General features: G+C 50.8%; 24 protein-coding genes and 4 tRNA genes. 9 read left to right on the forward strand and 19 right to left on the reverse strand.

Features of this window, described 5'->3' with window-relative positions:
* Nucleotides 1-9 precede the first annotated feature (9 nt).
* From P8S54_RS02260 to P8S54_RS02290, 7 genes are all read right to left on the reverse strand, one after another.
* A complete protein-coding gene (locus P8S54_RS02260; RefSeq protein ID WP_009095540.1) occupies nucleotides 10-927 on the reverse strand; it encodes a LysR substrate-binding domain-containing protein in 918 nt (305 codons plus the stop codon).
* Between the two features lie 51 nt (nucleotides 928-978).
* Nucleotides 979-2,397, reverse strand: coding sequence for a cardiolipin synthase (gene cls, locus P8S54_RS02265; RefSeq protein ID WP_281443047.1), 1,419 nt, complete (start codon nucleotides 2,395-2,397; stop codon nucleotides 979-981).
* A 121-nt stretch (nucleotides 2,398-2,518) separates the two neighbouring features.
* On the reverse strand, nucleotides 2,519-4,024 hold the full coding sequence (locus tag P8S54_RS02270; RefSeq protein ID WP_009095536.1) for a fumarate hydratase: 1,506 nt from the start codon (nucleotides 4,022-4,024) through the stop codon (nucleotides 2,519-2,521).
* 211 nt (nucleotides 4,025-4,235) lie between these two features.
* A complete protein-coding gene (nei, locus tag P8S54_RS02275) occupies nucleotides 4,236-5,063 on the reverse strand; it encodes an endonuclease VIII (RefSeq protein ID WP_281443048.1) in 828 nt (275 codons plus the stop codon).
* 3 nt (nucleotides 5,064-5,066) lie between these two features.
* Nucleotides 5,067-7,091 (reverse strand): excinuclease ABC subunit UvrB, encoded by a 2,025-nt coding sequence (gene uvrB, locus P8S54_RS02280; RefSeq protein ID WP_281443049.1) that lies wholly within the window; start codon nucleotides 7,089-7,091, stop codon nucleotides 5,067-5,069.
* Between the two features lie 41 nt (nucleotides 7,092-7,132).
* Nucleotides 7,133-7,540, reverse strand: a complete 408-nt coding sequence (locus tag P8S54_RS02285; protein WP_281443050.1) for an OsmC family protein — start codon at nucleotides 7,538-7,540, stop codon at nucleotides 7,133-7,135.
* Entirely contained in the window at nucleotides 7,540-7,737 is a 198-nt protein-coding gene (locus P8S54_RS02290) for a hypothetical protein (RefSeq protein WP_009095527.1), read from the reverse strand. The genes P8S54_RS02285 and P8S54_RS02290 overlap by 1 nt, the downstream gene beginning before the upstream one ends.
* 295 nt (nucleotides 7,738-8,032) lie before the next feature.
* On the opposite strand from P8S54_RS02290, the gene P8S54_RS02295 reads away from it, so the two are divergent.
* Entirely contained in the window at nucleotides 8,033-8,992 is a 960-nt protein-coding gene (locus tag P8S54_RS02295) for a folate-binding protein (RefSeq protein WP_281443051.1), read from the forward strand.
* A gap of 22 nt (nucleotides 8,993-9,014) precedes the next feature.
* On the opposite strand, the gene P8S54_RS02300 is transcribed toward P8S54_RS02295, so the two are convergent.
* The 4 genes from P8S54_RS02300 to P8S54_RS02315 form a co-directional block, all read right to left on the reverse strand.
* Entirely contained in the window at nucleotides 9,015-9,782 is a 768-nt protein-coding gene (locus P8S54_RS02300) for a TatD family hydrolase (RefSeq protein ID WP_281443052.1), read from the reverse strand.
* Nucleotides 9,783-9,793: 11 nt separating this feature from the next.
* On the reverse strand, nucleotides 9,794-11,383 hold the full coding sequence (locus P8S54_RS02305; RefSeq protein WP_009095520.1) for a peptide chain release factor 3: 1,590 nt from the start codon (nucleotides 11,381-11,383) through the stop codon (nucleotides 9,794-9,796).
* Nucleotides 11,384-11,644: 261 nt separating this feature from the next.
* Nucleotides 11,645-11,854: a hypothetical protein gene (locus P8S54_RS02310; protein ID WP_009095518.1), complete on the reverse strand. Its 210-nt coding sequence runs from the start codon at nucleotides 11,852-11,854 to the stop codon at nucleotides 11,645-11,647.
* Between the two features lie 141 nt (nucleotides 11,855-11,995).
* The gene (locus P8S54_RS02315) at nucleotides 11,996-13,237 is read right to left on the reverse strand and encodes an FAD-dependent oxidoreductase (protein ID WP_281443053.1); all 1,242 of its coding nucleotides are present in this window, start codon (nucleotides 13,235-13,237) and stop codon (nucleotides 11,996-11,998) included.
* A 334-nt stretch (nucleotides 13,238-13,571) separates the two neighbouring features.
* Between P8S54_RS02315 and amt the strand changes: the two genes are divergently transcribed.
* Nucleotides 13,572-16,946: an ammonium transporter gene (gene amt / locus P8S54_RS02320; RefSeq protein WP_281443054.1), complete on the forward strand. Its 3,375-nt coding sequence runs from the start codon at nucleotides 13,572-13,574 to the stop codon at nucleotides 16,944-16,946.
* Nucleotides 16,947-17,077: 131 nt separating this feature from the next.
* On the opposite strand, the gene P8S54_RS02325 is transcribed toward amt, so the two are convergent.
* The 4 genes from P8S54_RS02325 to P8S54_RS02340 form a co-directional block, all read right to left on the reverse strand.
* Nucleotides 17,078-17,152 (reverse strand) — tRNA-His (locus P8S54_RS02325).
* A gap of 33 nt (nucleotides 17,153-17,185) precedes the next feature.
* A tRNA-His gene (locus P8S54_RS02330) sits at nucleotides 17,186-17,260 on the reverse strand.
* A gap of 104 nt (nucleotides 17,261-17,364) precedes the next feature.
* Nucleotides 17,365-17,441 (reverse strand) — tRNA-Arg (locus P8S54_RS02335).
* 92 nt (nucleotides 17,442-17,533) lie between these two features.
* Nucleotides 17,534-17,610, reverse strand: a tRNA-Pro gene (locus tag P8S54_RS02340).
* Between the two features lie 212 nt (nucleotides 17,611-17,822).
* Between P8S54_RS02340 and folD the strand changes: the two genes are divergently transcribed.
* Nucleotides 17,823-18,683 (forward strand): bifunctional methylenetetrahydrofolate dehydrogenase/methenyltetrahydrofolate cyclohydrolase FolD, encoded by an 861-nt coding sequence (gene folD, locus P8S54_RS02345; RefSeq protein ID WP_281443055.1) that lies wholly within the window; start codon nucleotides 17,823-17,825, stop codon nucleotides 18,681-18,683.
* Nucleotides 18,684-18,739: 56 nt separating this feature from the next.
* Complete coding sequence (gene mtnN / locus P8S54_RS02350; protein ID WP_281443056.1) at nucleotides 18,740-19,447, forward strand: 5'-methylthioadenosine/S-adenosylhomocysteine nucleosidase; 708 nt, start codon at nucleotides 18,740-18,742, stop codon at nucleotides 19,445-19,447.
* A gap of 111 nt (nucleotides 19,448-19,558) precedes the next feature.
* On the opposite strand, the gene pyrC is transcribed toward mtnN, so the two are convergent.
* Nucleotides 19,559-20,599, reverse strand: coding sequence for a dihydroorotase (gene pyrC / locus P8S54_RS02355; protein ID WP_281443057.1), 1,041 nt, complete (start codon nucleotides 20,597-20,599; stop codon nucleotides 19,559-19,561).
* A gap of 162 nt (nucleotides 20,600-20,761) precedes the next feature.
* Here pyrC and P8S54_RS02360 point away from each other — a divergent pair, with 162 nt between their 5' ends.
* From P8S54_RS02360 to P8S54_RS02370, 3 genes are read left to right on the forward strand one after another with little or no spacing between them, the layout of a single operon-like run.
* Nucleotides 20,762-21,178 carry a hypothetical protein gene (locus P8S54_RS02360; protein ID WP_281443058.1) on the forward strand — a complete coding sequence of 139 codons (417 nt, stop codon included), beginning with the start codon at nucleotides 20,762-20,764 and terminating at the stop codon, nucleotides 21,176-21,178.
* A 7-nt stretch (nucleotides 21,179-21,185) separates the two neighbouring features.
* Nucleotides 21,186-22,460 (forward strand): ATP-binding protein, encoded by a 1,275-nt coding sequence (locus tag P8S54_RS02365; RefSeq protein ID WP_281443059.1) that lies wholly within the window; start codon nucleotides 21,186-21,188, stop codon nucleotides 22,458-22,460.
* A 36-nt stretch (nucleotides 22,461-22,496) separates the two neighbouring features.
* Nucleotides 22,497-23,036, forward strand: a complete 540-nt coding sequence (locus P8S54_RS02370) for a response regulator transcription factor (protein ID WP_009095509.1) — start codon at nucleotides 22,497-22,499, stop codon at nucleotides 23,034-23,036.
* Between the two features lie 113 nt (nucleotides 23,037-23,149).
* On the opposite strand, the gene P8S54_RS02375 is transcribed toward P8S54_RS02370, so the two are convergent.
* Together P8S54_RS02375 and hybE are read right to left on the reverse strand one after the other, a co-directional pair.
* Nucleotides 23,150-23,923, reverse strand: coding sequence for a 3-hydroxybutyrate dehydrogenase (locus P8S54_RS02375; protein WP_281443060.1), 774 nt, complete (start codon nucleotides 23,921-23,923; stop codon nucleotides 23,150-23,152).
* Between the two features lie 262 nt (nucleotides 23,924-24,185).
* Complete coding sequence (gene hybE, locus P8S54_RS02380) at nucleotides 24,186-24,611, reverse strand: [NiFe]-hydrogenase assembly chaperone HybE (protein ID WP_281443061.1); 426 nt, start codon at nucleotides 24,609-24,611, stop codon at nucleotides 24,186-24,188.
* Between the two features lie 140 nt (nucleotides 24,612-24,751).
* On the opposite strand from hybE, the gene P8S54_RS02385 reads away from it, so the two are divergent.
* A complete protein-coding gene (locus P8S54_RS02385) occupies nucleotides 24,752-25,015 on the forward strand; it encodes a GrxA family glutaredoxin (protein ID WP_035539697.1) in 264 nt (87 codons plus the stop codon).
* A gap of 116 nt (nucleotides 25,016-25,131) precedes the next feature.
* Nucleotides 25,132-25,899, forward strand: coding sequence for a DUF1338 domain-containing protein (locus P8S54_RS02390; RefSeq protein ID WP_281443062.1), 768 nt, complete (start codon nucleotides 25,132-25,134; stop codon nucleotides 25,897-25,899).
* A gap of 48 nt (nucleotides 25,900-25,947) precedes the next feature.
* On the opposite strand, the gene P8S54_RS02395 is transcribed toward P8S54_RS02390, so the two are convergent.
* Nucleotides 25,948-26,610, reverse strand: a complete 663-nt coding sequence (locus tag P8S54_RS02395) for a CoA transferase subunit B (protein WP_009095498.1) — start codon at nucleotides 26,608-26,610, stop codon at nucleotides 25,948-25,950.
* Nucleotides 26,611-26,644 lie beyond the last annotated feature (34 nt).

The raw sequence follows: 26,644 nt of genomic DNA on the forward strand, positions 1-26,644 counted from the left end.
GCCGCTTAACTAAGCCTGTAGAAAGTCCCTTGGCAACTTCATCATCTGACGCCATAGCCGTTCAACGCCTGGTTTATGCACTAATGAGCAGCGGTAAAGACGAATCTCGAGAGGAATATCCCAGCTTTCATCTCCTGCCCTTACCAGTCGACCACTTTTTAATTCCTCACGGATACAAAAATCCGGGATCCACGCGGTGCCAACACCTTGCAACACCATACCCTTTAAACCTTCGGCCATGGCGGTTTCGTAAACCGTGCGAAGCTTCATACGCAGGGGGTCATTCTTCAGCAGCATTCGGACACTGCGGCCTAAAAATGCCCCTTGAGTGTAGGCTAAATAAGGAATGGAGCTATCACGCTGCAGCGAAAAAAGCGGCTCGCCATTCTCGTCAGGAAGGGTGACCGGTAACATTTTCACTTTTCCGATTGAAAATGAGGGGAATACTTCTGCATCTAACTGCATGGTGGCAAACGGGTCATAGTAAGCCAACATCAGGTCACAATTACCCTCTCGCAGCACATGAATGGCCTCCCCCACATTCATAGCAACCAAGCGGGTAGGCAACTCGCCTAATCCTTTTTGTAACCGCGATATCCATGGCGGATAAAAGCTCAGCGCTAGTGAGTGAGCAGCGACGATATCCAGTGCTTCGTTAGCAATAGATAAACCACGAAGATGCCCTAGTGACTCATTTAACTGTTCAACCAAGTTTCGGGCGGTAATTAAAAAAAGTTGACCCTCCGACGTCAAACCTATCGGGGTTGTAGTGCGGTCAACTAGCGTCACGCCGATTGCTTGCTCTAAGGCCCGGATACGGCGGCTAAAAGCTGGCTGTGTTACATGACGCTGTTTTGCCGATGCAGAAAAACTACGTGTATTCGCCAACGCGACAAAGTCTTCTAGCCATTTTGTTTCTAAATTCACCCAAAACTCCTTGTGCCCAACCATTCGCAGCTGTTTTCGGTGCTCAGTTGATCACTGAATTGGCGCAGTCAAATAAGCAGCCCTTGATACGACTTTTTTCCACATAGAACGCTGGTTTATTTCATCCATGGTAACGCGTCGGCAGTGAGCAAAGTCCTCTTCCAGCATCTTACTTACTTCCGCAGCAAATGCTGAACTGGGGATAAAAGCAGTAATTTCAAAATTGAGTCGAAATGAGCGGTTATCCAGATTTACGGTACCTACACTTGCTGCTTCATTGTCAATTAAGATCACTTTTTGGTGTAAAAAACCAGGAAGATAACGGTATATTTTAACACCTGCCCTTAACATATCGGGTAGAAATGAGAATGCTGACAAGAATACCAACAGATGATCTGGCCGCTCAGGAATCATCACACGGACATCAAGCCCCCGCATCGCCGCTAAACGAAGCGCATCTTGTACTCCTTGATCAGGCACAAAATAGGGGCTGGTCACCCATAGCCTTTCATTCGCACTATGAATTAACTGTTGAATTAACAGGCTTGCAGTGTCCTGTTTATCCGCAGGGCCGGAAGGTACGATAACAACCTGGTGGTCTTCTTGCGGATGGGTTTCTGCATGCCAATTAAGCGTGATGACCTCATTAGTCGCCCAGTGCCAATCTTCCCAAAAAGCTTCTTGCAGGCCCAAAACACTCGGCCCTTGCAAGGCTAAATGGGTATCCCGCCATGGGCCATGACGAGCACCCTGCCCCAAATACTCTACCCCAACATTAAAACCACCAACCCAGCCCTTCTTGCCATCGGTCACCATAATTTTGCGGTGGTTACGAAAATTAAGCTGAAACCGATGCTTGAAACCTCGCGAAGAACGAAAGGCTTTTACGTCAATGCCCTCTTTGGTGAGCTCTCGAAAATAGCTTTGATTAAGCTTTCGGCTGCCTACTTCATCATAAAGAAAGTAAACACGTACACCCCGCTGTGCAGCTTGAATCAAGTGCCGCTGCAATCGACGCCCTAGCTCATCGTCACGAACGATAAAAAACTGAAGCAACAGATAATCTTTAGCATCGTCTATGCCATCGAAAAGACTTTTAAAGGTCGCTTCACCATCAATGAGTAGTTCTGCACTGTTGCCCCTCGTTAAAGGCATCATCGCCAGCTGCTCCACAGCCTGAATATCGGCATTTTTAGGCAGTGCAACGTGAGGTTTAACGTTGTTCCTGTAGCGTGCCAACACTCGCCTTAGAACGTTATCTCGTGCGCCTCTCGCCGAAACATAGCCATAAAACCGTGGCCGCCCAAAAAACCAGTACGCTGGTAATGCCACGTAAGGAAACGTAAGCAATGAAATAATCCACGCAACAGCACCTTGAGAGGTACGGCTCGACATTAACGCCATGATGGCTGACACAATCCCCAAAAGGTGTATCAGCATAATACCTGTCCCTAATAACCATGAGGTCATTGACTATTCCTCGCCATCCGGTAGGGATCCTTTGTTTGATCGATTTACTGCCAATGCACAAAAGCCCCGCGTAGGACGGGGCTTCTTTATTTCACGTATTGCTTATAAAGATATCAAGCAATTAAGCCGACTGAGCAATAATTTCCTTCCATTTGGCTGGCCCGGTTTGATGGACAGAAGTACCAAGACTGTCTACCGCAACGGTTACCGGCATGTCTTCCACTTCAAATTCGTAGATTGCTTCCATGCCCAGATCTTCAAAGCCGACCACACGAGATTTTTTAATTGCTTGGGCTACCAAGTAAGCCGAGCCGCCCACCGCCATTAAATAAACCGCTTCGTTGTCACGAATTGCGTCAATGGCTATTTGGCCACGTTCAGCTTTACCTACCATGCCTAATAAGCCCGTCTCTTCCAGCATAGTCCGGGTAAATTTATCCATTCGCGTCGCAGTAGTAGGGCCTGCTGGGCCAACCACTTCATCGCCAATGGGATCAACGGGGCCTACGTAGTAGATAAACCGGCCTTTCATATCAACAGGCAGCGGCTCCCCTTTTGCAATCATATCAACCATGCGCTTATGTGCCGCATCACGCCCAGTTAAGAGCTTGCCATTTAAAAGAAGCGTATCACCCGGCTGCCAGGTTTTAACTTCTTCAGGCGTTACGGTATCTAGGTTAACGCGTTTAACGTTATCCCCTGCTTCTCGGGTAATTTGCGGCCAGTCTTCAAGCTTAGGGGCAGGCAGTGCAACAGGGCCTGAACCATCTAGCGTAAAGTGAGCATGACGGGTGGCTGCACAGTTGGGGATTATCGCCACCGGCTTATTAGCGGCGTGGGTCGGATAATCTTTGACTTTAATATCCAGCACGGTGGTCAAGCCACCTAACCCCTGGGCACCGATGCCGCTTTTGTTCACTTTATCGAACAATTCAAGACGCAACTCTTCAGCACGGTTACTTGGGCCACGGGCTTGTAAGTCTTGAATATCAATAGGATCCAGCAGCGCTTCCTTGGCAATTTCCATGGCCTTTTCAGCGGTACCACCGATGCCAATACCCAGCATACCCGGTGGGCACCAGCCTGCCCCCATTTTTGGCAGCTGTTCCATTACCCAATCCACTACGCTATCGGAAGGATTGAGCATGGCAAATTTAGATTTTGCTTCACTGCCACCACCTTTAGCAGCCACATGAATATCGACTTTATCGCCAGGTACGATCTTGTAATGGATAATTGCCGGCGTGTTGTCTTTAGTATTTTCACGCTTGCCATCGGGGTCGGCTAGCACTGAGGCACGCAGAACGTTATCCGGCAGCTTATAGGCGCGACGAACGCCCTCATTGATCATATCATCAAGGCTCAGCTCCGCATCCCAAGTGACGTTCATACCAACATGTACAAAGACCGTCACAATGCCGGTATCTTGGCAAATCGGGCGGTGGCCAGTGGCACACATACGCGAATTGATCAGAATTTGCGCTATAGCATCTTTAGCAGCGGGATTTTCTTCGCGCTCGTAGGCGGCTGCCATGGCATCAATAAAGTCTTTCGGATGATAGTAAGAGATGTACTGCAGAGCATCGGCAACGCTTTGTATCACGTCGTCCTGGCGGATCACGGTCATGGTCAAACAGCTCCTCGGTTATCGTCTTTTCCGCGGCCGTTAGTCGTCACTACTGCTATGGACTAATACGTCAAACGTGGCCGTCTGGGTGTGGGAGGAGTATACCGTATTGCCTAGAGAGCGGCAGCCGCTCAACGCTGCTTCGGAGCCATAAATGCTAATGTTTTGATCTAAGTTTTAAGAAAACAGCAAGATAACGGTATAAAATACTTTAAGGGGAAAGCAACTGACAGCAGGGGCATAAATACAGCCGACGTGACCCAACCATCATTCGCTCAATAATGCTGCCGCAGCGGTGGCACGATAACCCTGCACGCTCAAAGGCGCTAAAACGCCACTGCCTGCGTGGCTCCTTCGCAGCAATTGCCTGCTCAATCCACGCGTCAAGGTTAGTAACTCCTGCCTGGCGGTATGCCCGATGAGTGATATCAATAATAGAGTCGGCTAGTAGCGAGAGCTGAACAGACGTTAAATCCACAGGTCGCATTTTAGGGTGAAGCTTAGAAAAAAATAGAATTTCTGTTCGCAGGTAATTACCCAAGCCTGCCACTAGCCGCTGATCTAACAACAGCGCCCCCAAGCTTCTCCGCCGGAACTGGGGGTCATGTAAGCGCTTTTGTACATCACCTGATGTTACCTGCTGGCTCAATAGGTCAGGACCTAAACGCGCTAAAAATGGGTGTGAATCTAGCGCATTTTCATGCCATAGCGACACATCCGATGCGCTATAAAGGCTCGCCGCCCTGCCCTCTGCTGTTAAACGAACGCGAAGAGAGCGTTTGGTCGAGGGCGGCTTATCTTCTGAATGGAGCTTCCATACCCCATACAGCTGATTATGAGAGTACAGCACCCGCTGATCTGCAAAGCGAATCAGCATCGCCTTTCCCCAGGTATCCACTGCGTTTACTTGAATGCCGATTAACGAACTAGCCTGTTTAGCAAGCTCGGGGAATGCAAACCACACATCATCCAAGGTTTTACCACGCAGCTGCTTTTCAATTTTATCAGCAGCACGGCGAATTTCAGGACCTTCCGGCATTGTTTACCCCAGCGCCAGCTGCTTTTCTTTCATTTGATGAAGCTGATCACGTAGACGCGCCGCCTCTTCAAACTCGAGGTTCTGTGCTGCTTCAAACATGGCGTCCTCAAGCTTACTAATAGCGCCTAGCAGGTCTTGTTTGCTCATGGTGGTTACATCGTACTCAGCGGCATTTTCCGCCACTTTGCGCTCTGAACCACGGCGACGACTGCTCTTTTTACCGGGTGCTTGGGCAGCTTCAAGAATATCGGCTACCGATCGCGTGACCGTAGTGGGAGTAATGCCATGTTTTTCATTGTGCTCAACCTGTTTGGCGCGGCGCCGATCGGTTTCATCAATCGCCTTGCGCATTGAGTCAGTGATTCTGTCGCCATAGAGTATCGCTTTACCGTTGGCGTTACGGGCAGCGCGGCCAATAGTTTGAATCAGCGAGCGCTCGGCGCGTAAAAAGCCCTCTTTATCCGCATCCAGAATAGCCACCAGCGACACTTCAGGTATATCCAACCCTTCGCGAAGCAGGTTAATCCCTACTAATACATCAAATTTACCCAGCCGCAGGTCACGAATAATCTCAACCCGCTCCACCGTATCGATATCGGAGTGCAAATAGCGCACACGAATACCGTGCTCATCAAGGTATTCGGTTAGGTCTTCAGACATACGCTTGGTCAAGGTGGTCACAAGCACACGCTCGCCAACGGCGGTACGTAAGCCGATTTCAGAAAGCAGGTCGTCTACTTGGGTGCTTGCCGGGCGAACTTCTATCTCAGGGTCTAACAGCCCAGTTGGCCGCACCACCTGTTCAACTATCTGGCTGGCGTGCTCTGCTTCATATTTCCCCGGCGTGGCTGAGACAAAAATCGTCTGCGGGCTTATCGCTTCCCACTCCTCAAACTTCATCGGCCGGTTGTCCAGCGCTGAGGGGAGCCGGAAGCCATACTCGACTAGCGTCTCTTTGCGTGAACGGTCGCCCTTATACATACCGCCTACCTGGGGCACGCTAACGTGGGACTCATCTATAAATAGCAGTGCGTCATCGGGCAAGTAATCGAAGAAAGTCGGTGGCGGCTCACCTGGGGCACGCCCCGAGAGATAGCGCGAGTAGTTCTCAATGCCGTTGCAATAACCCAGCTCCAGCATCATCTCAATATCGTAAAGGGTGCGCTGCTCAAGACGTTGCGCTTCCACCAGCCGCTCGTGCTTGCGCATCCATTCCAGGCGTTCTTTGAGCTCATCCTTGATGGCATCAATGGCCCCCAAAATAGTTTCCCGCGGCGTAACGTAGTGCGATTTTGGGTAGATGGTCATACGCGGCACCTCCCCACGGACAGCACCGGTCAACGGATCAAACAGGCGAATGGTGTCAATCTCGCTGTCAAACAGTTCAACCCGTACCGCCTCTTCATCTGAGTCTGCCGGGAAGATATCAATCACATCGCCGCGTACTCGGTAAGTACCCCGACGAAAATCCATATCGTTGCGGGTATATTGCAGCTCAGCTAGGCGGCGCAGAAAAGCCCGCTGATCAATCAGCTCACCACGGGTAAAATGCAGGCGCATTTTCAGGTACTGGTCGGGGTCACCCAGGCCATAAATAGCTGAAACCGATACGACGATTAACGCATCACGTCGCTCCAGCAGGGCTTTAGTAGCTGACAGGCGCATTTGTTCGATATGGTCATTAATCGAGGCATCTTTCTCGATAAACGTATCGGAAGAGGGAACGTATGCTTCCGGCTGATAGTAATCGTAATAAGAGACAAAATACTCAACCGCGTTGTCTGGGAAAAACGACTTAAATTCCCCGTAGAGCTGGGCAGCAAGTGTTTTATTGGGCGCCATGACGATGGTAGGCCGCTGCAGCTGCTGTACCACATTTGCCATGGTAAACGTCTTACCTGAACCGGTTACCCCCAGCAGGGTTTGATGGGCAAGTCCCGATTCCAGCCCGCTGATTAAACTACGGATTGCCGTTGGCTGATCACCGGCAGGCTTAAATTTTGACTGTAGCCTGAACTCCTTGCTCATCATTACTCCCGTTCTGAGGATGGAACACTCAGTATGCAGCGTTACTCGGTGTGCGTCGTAATTTCTACCGTCGCCTGGGTCATCAGTCGCTGGATAGGGCAGCGATGGCTGATCTCTTCCAGCTTGGTGCGCTGCTCAGGGTCTTCAATCCCGTGCAGTATCAACGTGACGGCCAGGCTGTAGACACCTTTTCTTTCTTGGCTATCATCGCGCTGCACCTTCACGGTGATTCCCTCTAGAGGCCACTGCTTACGCTTTGCGTACATTTGCACGGTAATCGCTTTACAGGTACCCAGCGCGATATCGAAGTAATCATGGGGGTCGGGGGCACTACCATCACCACCAACGACCGGTGGCACATCCGAGTACAGCGCCTCCAAACCATCGACCTCAACCCGTTGACGAAAAACGCGATTGCGCTCGCTAATAATAGTGATGGGCTTATGCATTACGATACCTTTACTCCTAGGTTAAGTTTTTCAACGGCTTTAATAAGCGTCTCCCGCTTAGCACGTCCTTCTACCTCAGCGCCATAACGGCCCACCTCAGCGCTATCGACGCCATCTAATATCATTAATGCAGTGGTGATTTTATTGACCTGTTCAGGGGTGGTTACGCCCTTAAACGTTAGTGATTGATAAGCCATCCGCCACCCTTTTGAAAAATGAATCTATGGTCAGGCGATTGCCGAAACCTATACAAATATGCTGCACAGTACCGGTGCAGTAAGAGTGTCTAGTATGCCATAGCTGTCTTGCAATTGGCTCACGGCGCCCTCACCTAACTAAGTCGCGCTTCAGTTTCATTCTTAAAATACAGTTTGTATGCTCTACATACATTAGCACTCTGCATCCATTATGCGCTCTACACGAAACTATTGCCGCTTAGGCATAGCTAGCTAATAGCCAGATACTAGCAACCACCTGCAATCAGGAGTTTTTATGGCGGCCGCCACTTTCCAGACCCAGCTAAATCGCAATGTACGTCTTACCCACCTTGGCGCTCTGGATGTGATAGGTGCGGATGCAGAGAAATTTCTGCAGGGTCAGACCAGCGCCCAAGTCAGTTTAGCGAATGGCCACTTTGCACCGCTAACCTGCTTTTGCACCCCAAAAGGTAGAATGCTGGCTAATGCCCAGATACTACGCTTAAGTGAAGAGCACTTCCGCTTGATAATGAGCGCTTCACTAGTCGATATGCTGGCTACACACTTAAAAAAATTCGCCGCTTTTTACCGTACAGAGTTAGTCTCCCAGCCTACACTCACCTTTGTTGGCGCCAGCGCAGACGCCCTGCCGTTAGCCAAAGCAACGGGTGTGACGCTACCTGACCTACCCGACACCCAGCACAGCAACGGCGAAACGCTTGTGCTGCGTATACCAGGCCAAGCACGCTGGCTATTTTGCCTCAAAGATAGTTCGCACCATGAACTGAGCGATGACGACCAATCGCGCAATGCGTGGCATCTTGAAGATATCCGCAATGGCATAGCATGGCTTACCGACGCACAGCAGGATCATTTCTTGCCACAGATGCTTAACTGGGAAGCCTTAGGAGGGATCAGCTTTAAAAAGGGCTGTTATACCGGCCAGGAAGTCGTCGCGCGGGCTCATTTTCGTGGCCAGGTAAAAAAACGCATGGTGCGCGCCTCAGTTCCTGCGACCACATTGCCTAGCACAGGTGATGCTTTGATAGATGCTGACGGTAAACGCGCTGGAGAAGTGGTGAGTAGCGCGTTCAGTGAAGAGCAGCACGTGGAGCTGTTAGCGGTTGTGAGCACTAAAGTTATCGAAGATGCGCCTGCTATTTTTTGGCAAGATAAATCTGTAACGCTCTGTTCGCTACCTTATGCTCTTGAGCGCTTAGATCCGGAACAATTAGCCGTTAACTTGAATGCATAACAGCCTGATAATCATTTAAGCCTTAATAATTAACAAGCCCAAACAGTCGCGCTGCATTCGCGCTACTTAGTGCCGCGACCTCCTCCACCGTTTGGTTGCGTAGCGATGCGACGGCTTTACAAACGCCTGCCACTCGACAAGGTTCATTACGTTGGCCCTGATACCCGCTAAGGGGCATATCAGGGCTATCCGTTTCCAGCACAAAGCCATCATCTGGTAACTGACTAACCACGCGACGCAATCGCTGGGCACGCTCAAAGGTAACGCTGCCCCCCAAGCCTAGCGTATAGCCAAGCTGCAAAAACGTATCAGCCTGTTGGTAAGACCCCGCAAATGCATGAATCAAACCACCCCTTGGCAACGCAAGCTCGCGCAAACGTTTGCTGACGGTGTCGTTCGCTTTGACACAGTGTACTACCACCGGCAGTGCATACTGTTTGGCGAGCCGCAACTGGGCGTCAAAATAGCGCCACTGCTCATCTAAGGTATTTGTAAAACGCCCGTCGATGCCGCACTCACCGACAGCGACGAAATGCTTATTTTCCGCAATCTGTTGCTCCAGAGCATCAAGATCCTGCTCCTGGTGCTCGGCGATAAAATAGGGATGTAAGCCTAGACACAGGCTGACATCCGAGCGTTCCCCTAGCTTAAGCACATTGGGCCAGCGAGTTCGTGTGGTACCCGGCACCACAAAATGGCCCACACCCACCGCTTTGGCCGCATTGATAACATCGAGGCGATCATCATCAAACGCGGCAAAATCGAGGTGGCAGTGGGCATCTATCAACATAGGCAGTGAGCTTAATGCTCGCGAGTCGGCTGGAAGCGGATGTCGGGCCAACGCTCCTGGGTCATCTGCAAGTTAACCCGGGTTGGCGCAATGTAGGTAAGATACCCCCCCCCATCGATTGCCAAATTGGTACTGGCCTTGCGCTTGAACTCCTCCAGCATCTTGGCATCTTCACAATATACCCAGCGCGCCGTTTGCACGTTGACGCCTTCATACAGGCAGTCAACTTTGTACTCTTCCTTCAACCGGTGGGCGACCACGTCAAACTGGAGCGTACCTACCGCACCCAAAATTAAGTCATTATTGTCCATCGGCATAAATACTTGAGTAGCCCCCTCTTCTGAAAGCTGCTGAAGCCCCTTCTGCAGTGCCTTCATTTTCAATGGGTCTTTTAAGCGCACACGCTTAAATAGCTCCGGGGCAAAGTGAGGAATGCCGGTAAAGCGCATATCTTCACCCACCGTAAAGGTATCGCCGATCTGAATAGTGCCATGGTTGTGTAAACCAATAATATCGCCCGGCCACGCCTCTTCTACCTGCGAGCGATCCGAGGCCATAAAGGTCAACGCATCGGCAATTTTCACATCCTTACCAATACGCACATGGCGCATTTTCATGTTTTTCTCATACTTTCCCGAACATACGCGCAAGAAGGCAATGCGGTCTCGGTGATTCGGGTCCATGTTGGCCTGAATTTTAAAGACAAAACCGGTAAAGCGCTCATCGTGAGCGGTCACTTCACGCGTATCGGTATTGCGGGGTTGGGGCGCCGGGGCATGCTCTACAAAGCCATCCAACATTTCGCGTACGCCAAAGTTCCCCATGGCAGTACCAAAATAAACGGGTGATAACTCGCCGCGGCGGTAAGCCTCAAGGTCAAACTCATGGGACGCACCGCGTACTAACTCAACCTCCATACGCAGTTCTTCTGCTTGCTCTTCACCCAACACAGCATCCACTTCAGGGTTATCTAACCCTTCAATACGCTTATCGTCAGGAATGCGACTACCCTGACCTTGTGTATACAGATGAACGACGTCGTTATAGAGGTGATACACCCCTTTGAAATGCCGTCCCATGCCAATTGGCCAGGTCATCGGCGCACACTGAATGTTTAATACGGTTTCTACTTCATCCATCACCTCAATGGGGTCGCGGATATCACGGTCCATCTTATTGATGAACGTCAGGATAGGCGTAGTGCGCAGACGACACACCTCCATCAGCTTGATGGTGCGATCCTCAACCCCTTTTGCGCCATCAATCACCATTAACGCTGAATCGACCGCTGTCAGCGTGCGGTAAGTATCTTCGGAGAAGTCTTCATGCCCTGGCGTATCTAGCAGGTTTACAATACGCCCACCATAGGGGAACTGCATCACCGAGGTGGTTACCGAGATACCCCGCTCCTGCTCCATCTTCATCCAGTCAGAAGTAGCATGACGGTCATTGCGCTTACTCTTCACCGAGCCAGCCATCTGGATAGCGTTCCCAAACAGCAGCAGCTTTTCAGTGATAGTTGTTTTACCCGCGTCAGGGTGTGAAATGATAGCAAAGGTACGGCGCAGTTCAGCTTCGCGCGCTATGTTAGCGTCAGACATTAGGCTCTCTGAAAGATGGTGCAATATTCAATCCGGGGAAGCGCGTACAACAGCGGCGCTTGAGTGGGCATATGGTAACGCAACTAGGCTATAACGGCATACCACGAGGTGACGCCCATGTATCTCAAGCAAAAACAACGCACAAAAAAACGCCGGATAACCGACGTTTGAAATAGTACATTCCAAAAAAGCGACTGCTTACGCGAGGCCTCTTTGAAAGTTCTTTTTGATAGCTTTTTACGATAGCTCTTTGCAAAACATCTATGCGAATGTATTGACCTGAGTACCTAGGCTACCCTCTTGCGCAAGATCCGGCTCAGCACCCGCAGTTGATGATGCCAGAACCTCTGTTACTTGGTTAGCCTGATCCTCAAGTGCCTCTCTAAAAACTTGCATTTGAGCTTGCTCAGCGGTTTGCGCTTGGTTCATGTACAGAGCGGTGCTTACTGCATTGCTTGCGGCAACATCCATATTTCACCTCACATTTCAAAAAATACGCTTCAAGCGTAGCAAATCCGAGACCTTCACACCAAATTTCTCATCACCTAGGTTCAGACATCTCATCCGATAGGTCGCTTTCTAGGGCAGCTTTAATACCCTCTGCCGTGCTAATTAAAAACGGTCTGCGCGGAACGGCGCCATATCGATAGCCGTTGGCTTATTTTCCATCATATCGGCAAGCAACTGTCCTGTGGCTGGCCCCAACGTAAACCCTTGGTGGCCATGGCCAAATGCCAACCACAGCCCTGGGTGACGCGGTGCTGGGCCAATCACCGGCTTCATATCCGGCAAGCATGGGCGTGCGCCTTTCCAAGCAGCTGCGTCGCGCCGCTCGCCAAGCGGAAAAACGGTGCGAGCCACTTTTTCGGCGGCACCCAACTGCTGCTCATGAGCCGGCGACTCAAGTCGATCAAGCTCTGCGCCTGTCGTCAGCCTCACGCCCGCGTTCATAGGCGCCAGCAAATAGCCCACCTCTGCGTCCATCAGCCAGTAATTAAGCTTAGCATTGGGTTGCGTTGCATAGTGCATGTGGTAACCACGCTTAACAAAGGTCGGGAAGTGATAACCCAATTTTTTCATCCACTCACCTGCCCACGGCCCAAGCGCCACGACAACCTCATCGGCTTCTAACGTTTCAGCAGCAGTATCGACTTTCCAACCCTCTCCTTCTTGCTGGAAACCATTAATATCGGTTTGCAAGATTCGTCCGCCTTGCTCAACAAACGAAGCAGCGTATGCAGCTACTAGCCCACCCGGATCGGCAACTGTCCATGGATCGAGCCAATGAATAGCCCCGATAATATCACTGCTTAAATCCGGCTCTTTCGCAGTCAGAGCAGCACGATCTAACACCGCAAACTGCACGTTATATAGCGCTCGCGCCTCTTCTGCCTCTTTCACACGTTTGGCAAGCTTTTCAGGCGTACGATAAATTTCCAACCACCCTTCACGGCGAACTAAATGATCCGCGCCAGCGGCTTCAATCATTGGCCCATGGGTCTCTAAGCAGAGCTCAATCAATGAAGCCCACTCAGGAATAATTTTCTTATAAAGCCGCGAAGATGAGTGGTGCCAGTAGCTCAGCAAAGGTGATGCTGCGTTAAACATGCCCGCCGGGCGATAACGAATATCCACACGGTTATTCGGCAATACGCTGAGAATCGTCTTCATGTCCCGAGGAAAGGGGTAAGGCCTAACTGCTTCCCGCTGAATAATGCCCGCATTACCAAAGGAGGTTTCACGGCCAGGCTGGCTGCGATCGACGAGTGTCACCTGGTGACCACGCTGCTGTAAGTGCCATGCAATGCTGACGCCTACCATTCCTGCCCCTAACACCACCGATTGACGCGCCATTTTGATGCACTCCTTTCTTAACAATGATTGCGCATATAAGCCCAGGTAGCTGCGCAAGTAACTTATTGAAAAATATCACTATCTGACAAGCTTTAACACAGTCATAAAAACTGTTTTTTAGTGTATTTTTAGATATTCATGTCGCAAAAAACACAAATACGGATGACTTTACTAAACGCGGCACAACAATTGCTTAATATCTATCAGCACCACGGTTACCCATCTATCAGTGTGCGTAACGAAAAGGTCTATCAGGGCTTGATGAAGCGGGCCTGACAGCTAGTAGCACCATAGCAGTGCTGAATACGCACCAATACTGCACAAGGGTTTGCCAATGTCTTACGGTTTTGACACTACGTTAATCGATACGCTTTGGGTGTTGTGGGCAGCCGCATTAGTTTTCGTTATGCAAGCGGGGTTTTTGTGCCTTGAAGCTGGCACAACACGAACTAAAAATGCCATCAACGTCGCCATGAAAAACTTAGCGGACTTTGCCATCGCCGTAAGTGTGTTTTGGCTTGCTGGTTTTGGGATGATGTTTGGAGCCTCCCACTCAGGCTGGATTGGCACATCATTGTTTGGCTGGGATCTTGAATCGGCAAACAGCTGGCTGATAACGGTCTTTATTTTTCAAGCCATGTTTTGTGCCACGGCAGCGACTATCGTGGCGGGGGCTGTGGCTGAGCGAATGACATTTATCGGCTACCTATGGACGGCCTTTTGGATCGCTTTGCTTATCTATCCCATATTTGGCCACTGGGCATGGGGCGGCCTACTAGGCGGATCACCTGGATGGCTAGCAGCACTAGGCTTCGTCGATTTCGCAGGTGCAACAGTAGTTCACAGTGTCGGTGGGTGGGTGGCGCTAGCCGCCGTATTAGTTATTGGCCCAAGGCATGGGCGCTTCCAGCCTGATAAACCGCCCGCCACGTTTCCTGCAGGAAATCTGCCGCTCGCGATGCTTGGTGCCCTGTTCATGATTTTAGGCTGGTTTGGCTTTAATGGAGGAAGCACTTTAACGCTTAGCAGTGCAGTACCCAGCATTCTCGCCAATACCCTACTGGGTGCTGTAGGCGGAGTCTTATCAGCCATGCTAGTGGGCTGGCGCATACGACGCTATGCCGATGTGATGTACGCAATTAACGGCGCAATAGCAGGGCTAGTGGCAGTAACTGCAGGGGTACACGTCCTTTCACTATCAGCCGCATTTTTACTTGGCAGTGTCAGCGGCGTTCTTATGGTTCTTTCGAGCGAGTGGCTGTTAAAGCGCCGCATTGACGATGCAGTGGGCGCAATACCTGCCCACCTAGTGGCGGGCGTTTGGGGAACATTAGCACTTCCCTGGTTTGCCGATATGAGTACTTTAGGCACCGCGCTGAGCCGAACAGACCAATTTGGAATCCAATTGATCGGCGTGATGGTTTGTGGTGCATGGAGCTTTGGCATCGCCTGGCTGCTCTTCAGCGTAACACAGCGCTTTTTACCCCTGCGTGTCTCTGAAGACGCTGAAAAAATGGGTCTTAACTTGGCAGAGCATGGCGCAAAAAATGAGCTTCACCAGCTCCTTGAGCATATGCGACAACACGAGCGGCAGGGTGATATGCACCAACGCATAGACGCCGACCCGTTTACTGAAGTAGGCGAGATTGCCGCTGGCTACAACCGGGTTTCCGCCGCCCTTGAGCGCGCCGTAGGCCATACGCAAGTGATGCTCCGCAACTTACGCGATGGTGTGATCACATGGCAGTCTGACGGCACTCTAACCGGCCTAAACCCCGGCGCAGAAGCTTTATTTGGGGTAAACGCTCAACAGCTAGTTGGCCAACCCGTCAGCAAACTATTTCCCAATAACACCCTCCACCCCGGCGCACGTCATGAAGTTAAACTACGCACAAAAGAGCAGCAGGTGCGCTACTTAGAGATTCAGGTAAGCGAAGGCGCCATTGGCTCGGCCTCGGAGTGTTCAGGCATGGTGCGAGATATCACCGAACGCAAACAGCTTCAGGAACAACTGAATCGAGAAAGGGACCTTGCTCGCATAACACTGGCATCCATCGGCGACGGAGTGATTACCTGTGACGTAAGCGGCAACATCACCTTTATGAATACAGAAGCACAACGGCTCACCGGCTGGACATTGGAGGATGCCATTAATCAGCCGATACAAATAGTTTATCAATTATATGATGACGTTAACGAGCAGCTGATTAATAACCCTGCCCGCCAGGTGCTCACCCAGCACGAAGCCGTTCAATACAGCGAACACTGCCAATTATTACACCGATACAGCAAGCGTCACCCAATCCAACACAGTGCAGCACCGATTCGCTCTCGGCGGGGCATCACATTAGGCGCCGTGGTTGTTTTCCAAGACGTAAGCTTGACACAAAAACTCTCTGAACAGCTTAACTACCAAGCAACTCACGATAATCTAACCGGATTAGTCAACCGCCGTGCATTTGAAACCGTGTTAACCAAGCTGCTCGAACACCCAGAGCACTCGCATGTTCTCTGTTACTTAGATCTAGACCAGTTCAAGATTGTTAATGACACCTGCGGCCACTTAGCGGGCGACGAACTGTTAAGGCAAGTAGCGGTAAAACTAAAAACCCACGTGCGCAACAGTGACACGGTTGCTCGCCTTGGCGGTGATGAGTTTGCGCTTATTCTTCCAGACTGCCCATTAGACAAAGCCGCACATATTTGTGAAGCAGTGCGTACTGACATCGAATGCTATAGGTTTGTTTGGCAAAACCACACGTTTGGCATTGGCGTTAGCATTGGCCTGGTGCCGATCACACCTGCACACCCTATGCACTTATCAGATGCCCTTCATGCCGCTGATGCCGCCTGCTACATCGCCAAAGAAGCCGGAAGAAACCGCATTCATAGCCATCAACCCAGTGACCGCCATTTATTAGAGCGCCATGGCGAGTTGCAATGGATTCAACGGTTACAAAACGCTCTTGATAATGACACCTTCCGACTTTTTGCTCAGCCAGTCAGCGCCGTTTGTGGGACAAAACCTGGCTACCAAGAAATACTGTTACGTCTCGAGGAAAACGGCATACTTATTTCGCCCGGCAGTTTTCTACCTGCCGCCGAACGTTACCACTTTATGACACGGATTGATCGCTGGGTAATTCGCAATACGCTTGCATGGCTAACGGATCGACACCGCGGCTCAGATGATAACGAAATCGGCTATTGGGGCATTAACTTGTCCGGAGAATCACTTTCAGATAGTGCTTTTTGCCATGAACTGATTCAACAAGTACGTAAAGCGGGCCTACCAGCAGGAAGCTTATGCTTTGAAATTACCGAGAGCACTGCCATTGCGCAGCTTTCAAAAGTCAGCGAATTAATCCAATCGCTAAAAGCGCTCGGTTGCAAGTTCGCATTAGACGATTTTGGTACAGGGCTTTCTTCGTTTAGCTATCTTAAGCAACTACCCGTGAATTATATAAAAATTGATGGCAGCTTTATACGCAACATTCACCACGACCCCATTGACAAGGCTATGGTACAAGCAATTCACGCGGTGGGAAAAGCATTAGAAATCGATACTATTGCCGAGCATGTCGAAACTCAGGACACACTGGACACGCTAAAATCATTAGGAATTGAGTACGCACAAGGTTATCTGCTGGGCAGGCCAGAGGCTATTACAGAAACAACTGACAATAGCATAAGGGTAATGCCAAGATAGAATGACGTTAGAGGATAAGGTGACAATGCAAAACAAAGGTAATTAAGCTAAGGGATTAAGATCTACAGGGAGGGTTGGCTCAAAAAAAATTCAGCCATTTATGAAAAGTTGCAAATGTGTTGAAAGGTTAATGGGGTGGATGATGGGGATCGAACCCACGACCACCGGAGCCACAATCCGGGGCTCTACCACTGAGCTACATCCACCACAACCTAAAACTGGGTAGTACGTTACATCAATGGGGTGGATGATGGGGATTGAACCCACGACCACCGGAGTCACAATCCGGGGCTCTACCACTGAGCTACATCCACCATAGATGAAGTACTTTAAGAACTACTTTTTATCACTGCTAACGAACACCATTTTTTAATGTAGATCTAATTACCTTGTTAAAAGTAATTATCTATATCATTAATGGCGCGCCCAGCAGGACTTGAACCCGCAACCTACGGCTTAGAAGGCCGTTGCTCTATCCGGTTGAGCTATAGGCGCACATAAAGCATTCTATCTAGCTGAATACTGATGAGCACTTGACCACAACCAAAGTCTGGAAAAGCAAGCTGCCGTCTTCCGCGCTAGGTATGTGGTCGGGATGGAGGGATTCGAACCCCCGACATCCTGCTCCCAAAGCAGGCGCGCTACCAGACTGCGCTACATCCCGATTTCTTACCTTAGACGCTGCTGCGTATCTCGTCTCAAGCGAGGCATATATTACTACTTCTAATTTTAAAGTCAACACCTAAAGTGATTGATTCGATAGATGCTTTGCCTTCCCGCCCTAGCATGCGAAAATTGCTCCTTAATAGAAAGCGCGTTGCTGCACGTATTTAGCAGTCTGCTTTGCTCTTCAACCTCGCATAGGGATCTCATTACATGGCCGCCCAACTCATCGATGGCAAAGCCATCGCCGCTAATGTCCGTCACGCCGTTGCCGAAAAAGTCAGCGCACGCCAGCAAGCCGGCACTCGAGTACCCGGACTAGCCGTTGTAGTGGTCGGAGAAGACCCAGCGTCTCACGTGTACGTCAGCAACAAGCACCGTGCCTGCGAGCAAGCGGGCATTCTCTCTTTTCAACACGCCCTGCCCGCCAACACCACGCAGGAAACGCTGGAAACCCTAGTCGATCAGCTAAACGATGACCCTGCGGTTGATGGCATTCTGGTTCAACTACCTCTGCCAGACCATATGGATGCACGACCCATTTTAGAGCGCATCCGTCCTGATAAGGATGTTGATGGCTTTCACCCTTACAACATTGGCCGCTTAGCCCAGCGAATGCCGTCGCTGCGGCCCTGTACGCCTAAAGGCATTATGACCATGCTGACGCAAAGCGGGATTGCGGTGCGTGGATTAGATGCCACCGTTGTAGGCGCCTCTAACATTGTAGGCCGCCCAATGGCACTAGAGCTTATGCTCGCGGGCTGCACCACGACGGTTTGCCATCGTTTTACTCAGAACCTGCAAACACATGTTAGTCGTGCTGACCTATTGGTGGTTGCTGTTGGCAAGCCTGGCATCGTCAATAGCGAATGGATTAAGCCTGGCGCTATTGTTATCGATGTAGGTATTAACCGACAAGAAGATGGCTCATTGATGGGAGATGTCGACTTTACCATCGCCGCTGAACGCGCCAGCTTTATCACACCGGTGCCCGGCGGCGTAGGGCCAATGACGGTTGCTACCCTGCTTGAAAACACTCTAGAAGCCGCTGAGCGCCACGACAAAGCTCTATAAGGGCTTAAAGAAACGCCGCCTTAAGACGATACTGAGCAACCAAGGAGCACCTTAACGTGCGACGGATTGGAATTATTGGCGCCATGGCGCAAGAAGTTAACCTTTTAGCCAGCCAGCTTGAAAATGCTGAGCGTTATGAACACGCCGGTTTTGTATTCTATACCGGTACGCGCTATGGGTTAGAGGTGGTGGTGTTGCAGTCAGGCATCGGTAAGGTCAACGCAGCCGTAGGCACCGCTATCCTGCTTGAGCGTCATCAGCCTGACGCTGTTATTAACACCGGCTCGGCAGGCGGCTTCGCTACCGATCTAAATATCGGCGATGTCATCATCTCTGATGAAGTTCGTCACCATGATGTGGACGCCGTCGTGTTCGGCTATGAATTAGGACAAGTTCCAGGCATGCCCGCCGCTTATCAGGCTGATAAGCAGTTACGCGATCTAGCACGTGGCGCGATTGCAGCGCTGGGGGAAGTAAACGTTCGTGAAGGGTTAATCGCCACGGGGGACGCCTTTATGGCCGATCCGGAACGCGTAGCCACAACGCGCGCTCAGTTCCCTACGATGCTGGCGGTTGAAATGGAAGGCGCCGCGATTGCACAAACCTGCCATCTCTACGGATGCCCGTTTGTGGTTATCCGCGCGCTGTCGGATATACCTGGCAGCGGCGACAACCATCTCTCTTTTGAACAGTTCTTAGATATCGCCGCAGACCACTCGTCCCGCATGGTTGATCAAATGCTTATAGCGCTCGGCAACACCTAGTCGACAACGCAAAACACAACATAAAACGGAGCCCAATGGCTCCGTTTTATGTTGCTAGCGCTAGATAGAGGGCTACATCTGCTCGATAGCGCGCTTTGCCAGGCGCCGCTTTTAGGCGTCTTTAAGTGCCCACGGCAAGGTTTCACCTGCCATAAGCGGAATGATGTCCTGCCCTGCGGCGTAGGGGAAGCGTTCAGGCAAACGCCATTCACGGCGTTCCAGCGTGATGGTGTCAGTATTGGGGGAAAGCCCGTAAAAACGCGGACCATTTAAGCTGGCAAAGGCTTCAAGCTTATCCAGCGCCTGCATCTCTTCAAACGCGACTGCATACAGTTCAATCGCGGCAGGCGCCGTATACGCACCTGCACAACCACAGCTCGACTCCTTATCACCTTGGGCATGGGGAGCACTATCGGTTCCCAGGAAAAACTTAGCGCTTCCACTGGTCGCAGCTTTTAATAACGCCAGACGATGCTGTTCGCGTTTTAAAATCGGCAAGCAGTAGTAATGGGGGCGAATGCCACCCGCCAGCATCTTGTTACGGTTAAATAGCAAATGGTGAGCAGTAATGGTAGCTGCAATATTGCCGGGCGCAGCGGCAACAAACTCCGCAGCCTGCTGGGTCGTAATGTGCTCAAACACCACTTTAAGGCTAGGATGCCTCGCTAGCAGGGGCTTCATTACCCGCTCTATAAACGCTGCTTCACGGTCGAAAATATCGATATCACTATCGGTGACTTCACCATGAACCAATAATGGCATACCCAACTTGGCCATCATCGCAATTGCCTCATCGCAGTGGGCAATATCGGTAACGCCAGAGGCCGAATTAGTCGTTGCCCCCGCTGGATAGAGCTTAACGGCTTTCACTACACCACTTTCAACCGCTTTCTCAATTTCACTGACAGGCGTTGTATCGGTTAAGTAGAGCGTCATTAGCGGCTCAAAGCGACTCCCAGGGGGTAGCGCTGCCAAGATGCGCTCGCGGTAAGCAATGGCCTGCTCGGTGGTGGTCACGGGGGGCTTGAGGTTTGGCATGATAATCGCTCGACCCATTTGGGCGGCGGTATGGCCTACCACGGCGTTGAGCGCCTCATCATCACGTAAATGAAGGTGCCAATCATCAGGGCGGGTTAACGTAATAGCGTCCACGGCAAGTCCTGTGCTTATCTGGTTGTAGAGTAATCGGGCAGAGCATTAGAGAGCGGACAGTATACCCAATACGGCGGGGTATAAATCTACCGTTGTGCCCCACAGCCCTCATCAAGTGTCGTATCATGGCGGCACTTTGTAGGATCAAGGATCTCGTTGTTTATGCAGAACGTGCGTCGCTATGCAGACATTATCGCCAGCATTGAAGGGTTAATGTGGCTTGGGCTTGCCTGGTCGATCTCTATTTCAATGTACAAAGGCAGTACCGAACCCACTGTGGCAATGCTGTTTGTGATTGGCGCCTTGGTACTTATTAGCTGGGCTCACCGCCCCATGCGCTATTTATTGGGGCGCTACCATATCCGTAAGCGGCGAACAGATATGTGGATTCATACCCTTGCATTGCCACTACTGTTGGCAATGTTTTTCCACATTATGCTTGAAGCCATCGTAGGTAGCGCCTGGCTTCCACCCAAAATGCTGCTGTTTAACTTTTTAGCTTCAGCCGGGTGGATGACCTTTGTCATGACCCTATTTATCAAATTTGTCATTCATAGTGTTAAAACATCAGGTAGATAATCTCGTTATGCCCACCGCCCTTCCCCTGCCACTGTCAACGCCAAACCGCAACCTGGTTCGATTGACCATTGTCCGAGGCATTACATGGACAGGCTTTTTACTGGCGATTATTGTCGGCATCGAATTCTTAGCGTTTGATTTACCCGTTACAGCAGTGGTCGGCGTGGTCATTGCTATGGGCGTGCTTAATATTGCGACTTGGTGGCGTCTTGGCAGGCCCCGGGCGGTAAAACATATTGAATACCTTTCCCACTTATTAGCCGATGTGGCTGGCTTAACACTGCTATTTTATTTTTCCGGTGGCTCTACCAACCCGTTTATTACCTATTACCTAGTGCCAGTGACCATTGCAGCCGCCACGCTGCCTTGGCGGCATGCCTGGACAGTGGCCGCCTGCTCTATGGCGGGTTATACGTTTTTGATGTTTTACTATCACCCTATTCCGCAGCTAGGCCACATCAATAGCGATGGCCCACTCAGCCTTCACGTGCTGGGCATGTGGCTCAACTTTGGCTTATCGGCGGGGCTGGTCACTTTTTTTATTTATAAAATGGCGCATGCGCTTCGCAACCGGGATAAAGCCTTGTCGCTCACTCGGGAATCTGCTCTGCGCAACGAACAGGTATTAGCAGTAGCTACCCAAGCCGCAGGCACTGCACACGAACTAGGCACCCCACTCTCCACCATGGCGGTGCTTCTTAAAGAGATGCAAGATGAAGCACCTAGGGACAGCGTGCTTCAGCAAGACATTGCGCTGTTGCGCCAGCAGGTCGATGTGTGCAAGTCGCGTTTGCAGCACTTGGTCACCAATGCGGATCGGCGGCGTATGGCTGAACCTGAAGTGCTTGATGCAGAAGTGTGGCTGGCAGGCGTAGTGCAGCGCTGGCTGGTTATCAGGCCCGATGTTAGCCACCACTTCGATGTTAACGAGAAGCGTGGCCGCCCTTGGCTTGCGGTGGATGCTACCCTTGACCAAGCACTCACTAACTTATTAAACAATGCCGCCGATGCAAATCCAGAGCAGATTGCCATTCGGTTAGATTGGCAGGAAGAGAGCGTCATTATCGATATACGCGATCATGGCCCCGGGATTGCTATGTCCATCGCTGACCAGCTTGGCGATACCTTCGTCTCTACAAAAAGCAAAGGGATGGGAATTGGCTTGTTTTTAACCCATGCCACGATTAACCGCTTTGGCGGCGGCGTTAGACTGTACAATCACCCTGAAGGTGGCACGTTAACGGAAGTAACGCTTCCACGCTGCTCCGCCCCAGACAGGTAATAGCGGCATGGCAGCCGCAGCAACACCGAGGACATCATGCAGACGCACGAGCAACGCCTTCTAATTATTGATGACGATGAAATGTTTTGCCATGTATTGAGCCGAGCGCTCAGCCGCCGTGGCTACGAGGTAATGGTTGCCCACGATGCCGACCAAGCACTAACGGTAGCGGCGCAATTTGTGCCAACCATGGCAACATTGGATCTTAAACTCGAACACAGCTCGGGCCTTAAACTACTACCTGAGCTGCTCATCACCGTGCCCCATTGCCGCATTGTGGTGCTTACCGGTTATTCGAGCATTGCCACCGCAGTAGAAGCAATCAAGTTAGGCGCAGTGAACTACTTGTGTAAACCCGCTGACGCAGACGACGTGATTCATGCGTTTGAACAGCAGGAAGGCGACCCCAACATCGAGCTTGCCGATAACCCGCCCTCTATCAATCGCATTACCTGGGAACATATCCAAAAAGTGCTTCAAGAGCACGATGGCAATATTTCAGCGACTGCCCGCGCGCTGGGCATGCACCGGCGAACCTTACAACGCAAGTTACAAAAACGCCCAGTTCGCCGTTAACTCACGTTAAAGTTCAGTCAATAAACATCTATGCATCAGCAAATTCCCCTGTTACCACCCTCTTATAAACGCTTCAGCATAAGTGGCGCGCCCTAACAGGGGAAATAATCGCGTTAGTGGGCTGTCCAGCCTAGGTCAATATTCCAGCTTGAACCGGTTACCGCACCAGCAGCGTCAGAAGCGAGATACGCTACCATCTGTGCCACTTCGATTGGTTCGATTAAACGCTTAACCGCGGCATTTTTTAGCATGATGTTTTCAATCACCTCTTGCTCGCCCATACCGTGCAGCTTGGCTTGATCGGCGATTTGGTTATCCACCAGCGGTGTTCTCACATAGGCAGGGCAAATAGCGTTGGCAGTAATCCCCTGATCGCCGCCTTCCAGCGCAGCCGTTTTGGTCAACCCCATCATGCCATGCTTAGCACTTACGTACGCAGACTTGCCGGGCGAGGCGACTTGGGCATGAATCGAGGCAATATTAATAATTCGCCCCCAGCCTTTTTCACGCATTGATGGCCAAGCCGCTTGAGTAAGGATGAAAGGCGCCGTGAGCATTAGATCAATAATTTGACGCCACTTCTCTTCAGGAAAGGTTTCAATCGACGCAACGTGCTGAATACCCGCATTATTCACCAAAATATCCACGCCACCAAAGCGCTTTACCGCATCCGCGATAGCAGCACGACACGCATCAGGATCAGTTAGGTCAGCCTGGTAAAACGCCGCGCCAGCCGCATCGGCCACTTCCTTGCCTTTTGGATTGAAATCCACGGCGAGAACCTGATGGCCCAGCTCACAAAAATGTTTCACAACAGCGGCACCAATGCCTGTGGTGGTACCGGTTACCACAGCAACGCGGGGGGTTGCGGCTACTGGAGAACTCATTAGCATTTCCTTTTGGGTTAAATTAGATGTTGAAAAGCAGGTCTTGAAAAACGCGACATAAAAATAGTCAATTTAACGCTCGGCACTCGTCGACACTCTCGTGTCACACTAGGCCATTTACAAGAAATCAGAGAGGAACATCAAAAGCCGGAACACGTTGATGATATCGGGGTTATTCATAACGACAACCGAAGCGTCCAGATGTAACGGTTACGAGTATAGAAGCCCATTAGGCTGTCTGCATACTCTGCCCTTCTGGCACTTAGCTCTGAGCCATTAAGCGCGACATCATTTGCTGCGCTAACCGAGCGGCATCCTGCATACTTTCGAGATCGCTTAAATCCTCTAAGACACTGCGCTTGTAGATTTCATAGCCAGTAGGCAACCGCTCCAGGTCTAACAAGTAACGCCCTGAAGGTAAGTCAAGCAACAGCGTCTCAGGTAGCGGCGACGTCAGCATGGACTGCTCGGGCACCGCCATCAGCCAAAGCTCACAAGGTGTCATCAAGGCTCCCACCATCAGCGAAGCCCCATGAACTGTCTCGTTGAGGTGTTCAAAGCATAAAGCGTCTACACCTAACCGAGGGTTATAGTGGCTATGTTCTTTGATAGAGCGCAGGTGCGCATCTCGATACGCCAGCGCCAGTGCCGCTAGGTGCTGATACTCCTGGGGAGCCAACCGTTGCATCACTTCTCCTTGAACAAATGGCACCGATAACGCGCCTCAATGATGGACGTAGTTTGGTGCTATTGGCGAAAGCATCTCAGCTACGCCACAATGGCCGTAATTTTTTACTGAAAGCCCACTATTTTAAAGGAGCGTTACCCATGTTTGTGGTTATTTTTGGTCGCATGTCTTGCCCTTTTTGCGTCCGCGCAAAGCAGTTAGCTGACCACCTGGAAAGCACAGGAAAAATTGAAGGCTATCGCTATGTAGATATGCCTACAGAGGGTGTTACCAAAGAAGATATTGCAAAAACTGCGGGCAAACCAATTCACACAGTTCCGCAAATATTTGTCGACCAACAGCACATTGGCGGTTTTACGGAATTCGACCACTATGTGCGCAATAAACAGCTACTCGCCTCTTAAACTTGGCGTTAAAAATGCCGTTAATACCCGTTGAACCCAATGTACCCTTGCTTGCCTATACTGAATGCCCAAGAACTTAACCCATACGGGTCAACTATAGGCGGCGAGGTTACCCCATGCAGCGAGAGGAGTTTATTCAACAGCTGTGGCTTGACTATATTCATACCCATCCCGATTTAGGGGCACTTAGGCTGTGGCCGTTAAACACCCCAGCTGAATACCTGACGCTGGTAACTCTCAACCACGGACCTTTTGCTGCGAACATACTGGCGGGCAAGTTAGCGCATATGGGGTACCGTTCAGTAGGTCATTACGCCATGGCAGATAAAGGGATGCTTATTCACCTTCTCGCCCCTAATGACAATGGTAGTTGGCTATTATTGGCAGAACTGCAGTTAGGCACACTTTGCAAAGCGCCCAGGGAAGCACTCACTGGTCTAGTAGCACAAAGCCATCCCGAAGATTGCAAAGGCCATAACTTGCTTTGTCGTGGGCGCCCCTGGCCAATGCCGTCCTGGACACTGTATCAACAGCTTCAAGCTGCCCACCCACTTGCAGCATGGCTAGCGGTCATGGGCCCACGACTTCATCATGCAGGCTTTGATTGCATAGCTCTGGATAATCCACTTGAAGCACTCGATGTCCAACTCGCAACGGCTGGCATGCCAAGTATTGAAAGTCAGCAAAATGGCGTATTCCCCGTCTCATCGATGCTGCAACATCGCTTTTATCCCGCTATGCCTCAGAAAATTGCGTTTGACAACGGCGATGAACACCGGCTTAGTCTTGGCGGCCTCGCCTTGATTCAAAAGCATCTGGACGATGACCACGAGCGAATTGCTGAGATATTGCTGCCTTTTCATACTCGCTGTGAAATGGCGTGAGCCCGACAAGCGTGCCCACGCCAATTTAATCAGCCAACGTAAGCAAAATTACTCATCAAAGGTCATTTCAGGAACGTTATCTGGAACAATGAGCTTTCCAGCGGTTTTCTCAATGATCTCTTCAACGCTTACACCCGGCGCACGCTCTTTCAAAATGAATGCACCGTCTTTAATTTCAAGATAGGCGAGATCTGTCAGAACGCGATTGATACAACCTGCACCGGTTAATGGCAGCGTACACTTCTCCAGCAGTTTAGATTCGCCATGTTTAGACGCATGGGTCATTGTACAGATAATATTTTCGGCGCCTGCGACCAAATCCATAGCGCCACCCATGCCTTTGATCAATTTACCAGGCACCATCCAAGAGGCAATGTTGCCTTCCTGGTCGACTTCAAAAGCGCCAAGCACCGTTAAATCGACATGACCACCGCGGATCATGGCAAACGATTCAGCCGAAGAAAAAATTGCCGCACCGGGTCTAGCGGTTACCGTCTGCTTACCGGCATTAATCATATCCGAGTCAACTTCTTCCTCCGTCGGAAAGCGTCCCATGCCCAGCAAGCCATTTTCAGACTGCAGCATGACATCAATACCTTCAGGTACGTAGTTGGCAACCAGAGTGGGAATGCCGATACCTAAATTAACGTAGAAGCCATCTTCAAGCTCGCGAGCAACGCGTTGGGCCATCTGTTCACGTGTTAAAGCCATGGTACTTACCTCGTAGTGAATAACGTGAGAGTCA

Source organism: Halomonas sp. M1 (assembly GCF_029581375.1).
Taxonomy (GTDB): Bacteria; Pseudomonadota; Gammaproteobacteria; order Pseudomonadales; family Halomonadaceae; genus Vreelandella.

Excerpts from the sequence above, each read along its gene's own strand:
- cls (WP_281443047.1), bottom strand. The coding sequence starts at position 2,397 with ATGACCTCATGGTTATTAGGGACAGGTATTATGCTGATACACCTTTTG.
- P8S54_RS02270 (WP_009095536.1), bottom strand. The coding sequence starts at position 4,024 with ATGACCGTGATCCGCCAGGACGACGTGATACAAAGCGTTGCCGATGCT.
- nei (WP_281443048.1), bottom strand. The coding sequence starts at position 5,063 with ATGCCGGAAGGTCCTGAAATTCGCCGTGCTGCTGATAAAATTGAAAAG.
- uvrB (WP_281443049.1), bottom strand. The coding sequence starts at position 7,091 with ATGAGCAAGGAGTTCAGGCTACAGTCAAAATTTAAGCCTGCCGGTGAT.
- P8S54_RS02285 (WP_281443050.1), bottom strand. The coding sequence starts at position 7,540 with ATGCATAAGCCCATCACTATTATTAGCGAGCGCAATCGCGTTTTTCGT.
- P8S54_RS02290 (WP_009095527.1), bottom strand. The coding sequence starts at position 7,737 with ATGGCTTATCAATCACTAACGTTTAAGGGCGTAACCACCCCTGAACAG.
- P8S54_RS02295 (WP_281443051.1), top strand. The coding sequence starts at position 8,033 with ATGGCGGCCGCCACTTTCCAGACCCAGCTAAATCGCAATGTACGTCTT.
- P8S54_RS02300 (WP_281443052.1), bottom strand. The coding sequence starts at position 9,782 with ATGTTGATAGATGCCCACTGCCACCTCGATTTTGCCGCGTTTGATGAT.
- P8S54_RS02305 (WP_009095520.1), bottom strand. The coding sequence starts at position 11,383 with ATGTCTGACGCTAACATAGCGCGCGAAGCTGAACTGCGCCGTACCTTT.
- P8S54_RS02310 (WP_009095518.1), bottom strand. The coding sequence starts at position 11,854 with ATGGATGTTGCCGCAAGCAATGCAGTAAGCACCGCTCTGTACATGAAC.
- P8S54_RS02315 (WP_281443053.1), bottom strand. The coding sequence starts at position 13,237 with ATGGCGCGTCAATCGGTGGTGTTAGGGGCAGGAATGGTAGGCGTCAGC.
- amt (WP_281443054.1), top strand. The coding sequence starts at position 13,572 with ATGTCTTACGGTTTTGACACTACGTTAATCGATACGCTTTGGGTGTTG.
- folD (WP_281443055.1), top strand. The coding sequence starts at position 17,823 with ATGGCCGCCCAACTCATCGATGGCAAAGCCATCGCCGCTAATGTCCGT.
- P8S54_RS02360 (WP_281443058.1), top strand. The coding sequence starts at position 20,762 with ATGCAGAACGTGCGTCGCTATGCAGACATTATCGCCAGCATTGAAGGG.
- P8S54_RS02365 (WP_281443059.1), top strand. The coding sequence starts at position 21,186 with ATGCCCACCGCCCTTCCCCTGCCACTGTCAACGCCAAACCGCAACCTG.
- P8S54_RS02370 (WP_009095509.1), top strand. The coding sequence starts at position 22,497 with ATGCAGACGCACGAGCAACGCCTTCTAATTATTGATGACGATGAAATG.
- P8S54_RS02375 (WP_281443060.1), bottom strand. The coding sequence starts at position 23,923 with ATGAGTTCTCCAGTAGCCGCAACCCCCCGCGTTGCTGTGGTAACCGGT.
- hybE (WP_281443061.1), bottom strand. The coding sequence starts at position 24,611 with ATGCAACGGTTGGCTCCCCAGGAGTATCAGCACCTAGCGGCACTGGCG.
- P8S54_RS02385 (WP_035539697.1), top strand. The coding sequence starts at position 24,752 with ATGTTTGTGGTTATTTTTGGTCGCATGTCTTGCCCTTTTTGCGTCCGC.
- P8S54_RS02390 (WP_281443062.1), top strand. The coding sequence starts at position 25,132 with ATGCAGCGAGAGGAGTTTATTCAACAGCTGTGGCTTGACTATATTCAT.
- P8S54_RS02395 (WP_009095498.1), bottom strand. The coding sequence starts at position 26,610 with ATGGCTTTAACACGTGAACAGATGGCCCAACGCGTTGCTCGCGAGCTT.